This is a genomic window from Mesorhizobium sp. M7A.F.Ca.ET.027.03.2.1 (genome assembly GCF_003999175.1).
Taxonomy (GTDB): domain Bacteria; phylum Pseudomonadota; class Alphaproteobacteria; order Rhizobiales; family Rhizobiaceae; genus Mesorhizobium.
Genome location: NZ_RZOM01000789.1, coordinates 1 through 2973, shown reverse-complemented (window position 1 = coordinate 2973; position 2973 = coordinate 1). Strand labels below are relative to the sequence as shown.

Sequence of the window (2973 nt, the reverse complement as noted above, 5' to 3'; positions counted from 1 at the left end):
AGCCCCATGATGGCTACGCCAAGCCCGAGCGCGACGAACAGGAACGCCGTCCCGGAAAAACTGCCGGTCCAGTCGCGGATCAGGCCCACCAGCAACGGGCCGAAGGCCGCCAGCACATAGCCGACGCCTTGCGCCATGCCTGAAAGATGCGCGGCGATATGCGAATCCGGCGAACGCAGCACGATCAAGCTCATGGCAGCCGCGATAAGGCCCCCCTGCCCGATGCCTTGCAGGACCGCCCAGAACAGCATCGTCGAGGTCGGCGCAAAGAGAATGCCGAGCAGCGCGACCACCGCGGTGGCGACGAGCGCCACATTGATGCCGCGCTGGTCCTTCAGCCGCATCGCAAAGGATGGCACGGCGAGGCAGGTGATGACCTGCGCCATCACTGACACCGAAACCATGGCGCCAGCGGTGGCCGCATCGAAGCCACGCTCGCGCAGGATCGGCGCCAGCCAGCCGAAGATGCAATAGGCAAGCGCCGACTGCAGCCCCATGAACAGCGTCACCTGCCAGGCCAGGCGATCGCGCCAAAGCCCGACGACGCGAAAGCCGCGATGACTGACCTGCCGGCGGCTGCCCAGCGCCTGCGGAATCCAGATCAAAAGCACGACTAGTGTGGGCACCGCCCAGGCAGCGAGTGCCCCGGACCATGAACCGGTGACAAAATGCTCGATCGGCAGCGTGAAGCCCGCCGCGGCGGCCGAACCGGCGCAGAGCGCCATAGTGTAGAGCCCGGTCATGACGGCGGCCCTGTCGGCGAAATCGCGCTTCACCAGGCCTGGCAGCAGCACATTGCCGATGGCAATGGCGCCGCCGGCCAGGAAGGTGGCGACAAACAGCAGGGGAACCGTACCGAACCAGCGCAGGCCGGTTCCCAGCACCAGCAAGGCGAGCGCCCCGAGCAAAGTGCGCTCGGCTCCATAGCGCTGCGCAAGCCTTGGTGCGAAGGGCGCGAACAGGCCGAGGCACAGGACGGGCAGCGTCGTCAGCAGGCTGGCGCCCGTCGTCGACAGCCCGGTTGCCTGCATCACCTCGGGCAACAGCACCGACAGGCTCGAAAACAGCGGCCGCAGACTGAAGGCGATCAGCACAAGGCTCGCGCCAAGCACGATGCGCGCGGCACGGCTGCGCAGTTCAGGCGGCTGCGGTACGGGAAGGCTGTCGACTTCCGCGTCGATGAGTTCCAGACCCTCCATGACCTCGGCCTTCGGGTCAGGCTGACGAAAACTCTGGTTCATTGCGAAAGCAGTCTTTCAAGTTGGGCAAGCACCGGCGCCATAAAGGCGCGGACGGCGGCAACCGCGCGCTCTGGATCGCTCGCGGCAATGGCGTCGACGATTGCCGCATGCGCCTGGTGGTCCGGTTCGGGCAGATCGCCGTCGATGGTGGCATGGATGGTCTCGGTGATGGCAGCGGTGAAGAAGTCGTAGAGCTCCATCATCGCCCTGTTGCCGGACGCCGCGACGACGGATTTGTGGAAAGCGAGATCGCGCCGGATGAAGGCATCGCTTCCGCCGTCCGCGACGGTGCCGCGTTCGGCAAGCAGTTGCCGCATCCGCTCGAGATCGGCTGGCGTGTGGCGCAAGGCAGCGAGCCGTGCGGCCTCGAGGTCCAGCGCTGCCCGCGCCTCCCACTGATCGCGCAAGCCGCTGCGCTTGACCCGGTCGAGCGCGGCAGAGGTATCGACGGCGGAGCGCACATAGGTGCCCGAGCCCTGGCGCGTATCCAGCAATCCCTGCGAGACCAGCACCCGCACCGCCTCGCGCACCGTGCCGCGGCTGACCGACAGAAGGTCGGTCAGGGCTGCCTCGTTGGGGATACGCTCGCCGACGCCCCAGCGGCCGCTGACGATCTCGGCACGCAGGCTCTCGGTGGCGCTGTCGGTGAGATTGGTTCGGATAGCAGGTTGCATCGGTCTATTCATCAAGTCATCTGATGACTTGATGAATAGACTTGTGTCTAACTGCCGTCAAGATGCGCGAAGCGAACGAGCACCACGCAATTGGAATGGATCAGTTGGTGGCTCGTGCGAAGCTCGCCATGTGGAAGGCCTGAACCTCCGGCGGATAGCGATACTCCGTGCCATAGGGGCACGAATTGCGATCAAGGCAGCCGCCGCTGCGGCAAGGCGAGCCGCCGGCTTCACGCACATGCGCCAGGCAGGATTGATAAGCGAATCCTTGCTCGGAATAGGCGTCGACCGGGCAGGATTTCAGGCAGGGTTTCTCGACGCAGCTATCGCAAAGGTGAGGCGCCGCTTCGCCGGCTTGAATCGGAAGCTCGTCCTCGAACAGCAGCGCACCGCGATAGGCATGCCATAGCCCGTATTGCGGATGCATGAGGATGCCGAGCGGCGACGGCTTCAGTCCCTCCGCCCGCATCGCCCATTGCTGGAACGGCAGATAGGGCTTGTCCGACGGAGAAATCGCCCGTGCGCCGAATACCTCGGCCACGGCGCCGATCACTTCGCGCGACCACGTATCGAGCGGATTGGCGATGGTCTGCGATTGCTTGTCGAACCAGCGCAGGAAATGCGGCCAAGGCGCTGCACCCGCCTGCCCGACCAGCAAGACGGATTTGACGGGAGCACCTGAGAGGTCGGCAAACGGGGTTTCGCTCGCTCCGCACTTGAAGCCGCCGCGCAGGATTAGGCCATTGGCCGAAAGCACGGTCGCGATGTCCTCAACCCGGCGCCCCGCGGCAGTCATCCCTTCTTGACCGGATCGGAGAACGCGCTCCGCCAGACTTCCTTGTGGATGATGTTGGCGACTTTAGCCCCGCCTGATTCGGGCTCCTTTCAAGTGAAGGCGTCGGGCATCGACCCCTTCTTCTTGGCGATGAAGTCCTTCAACGCTTCGTCGATGCTCGGATCGAGATGCGGCGCCTCGTAGCTTTCCAGCCAGCGGCGGGCAAGCTCGTTGGCGCGCTGCGGCGCTGTCTTCTCGCCTTCGGCCAGCCACTGCTCGTAGG

At 65.1% G+C, this 2973-nt stretch carries 4 protein-coding genes; all 4 read right to left on the bottom strand.

What is annotated here, in order from left to right:
- Positions 1-1241 (bottom strand): MFS transporter (locus tag EN750_RS26915; protein ID WP_145967939.1); only part of this gene is annotated, 1241 nt, incomplete at its 3' end.
- Positions 1238-1915 (bottom strand): FadR/GntR family transcriptional regulator, encoded by a 678-nt coding sequence (locus tag EN750_RS26910; protein WP_127398443.1) that lies wholly within the window; start codon positions 1913-1915, stop codon positions 1238-1240. The genes EN750_RS26915 and EN750_RS26910, both read right to left, overlap by 4 nt.
- A 100-nt stretch (positions 1916-2015) precedes the next feature.
- Positions 2016-2711 carry a 4Fe-4S dicluster domain-containing protein gene (locus EN750_RS26905; RefSeq protein ID WP_127398441.1) on the bottom strand — a complete coding sequence of 232 codons (696 nt, stop codon included), beginning with the start codon at positions 2709-2711 and terminating at the stop codon, positions 2016-2018.
- Positions 2712-2800: 89 nt separating this feature from the next.
- The coding region (locus EN750_RS26900) for a trimethylamine methyltransferase family protein (RefSeq protein WP_189526477.1) at positions 2801-2973 on the bottom strand (173 nt) is incomplete at its 5' end.

What these genes read in the sequence shown, in the direction of transcription:
- EN750_RS26910 (WP_127398443.1), bottom strand. Translation starts at nt 1,915, where the DNA reads ATGCAACCTGCTATCCGAACCAATCTCACCGACAGCGCCACCGAGAGC.
- EN750_RS26905 (WP_127398441.1), bottom strand. Translation starts at nt 2,711, where the DNA reads ATGACTGCCGCGGGGCGCCGGGTTGAGGACATCGCGACCGTGCTTTCG.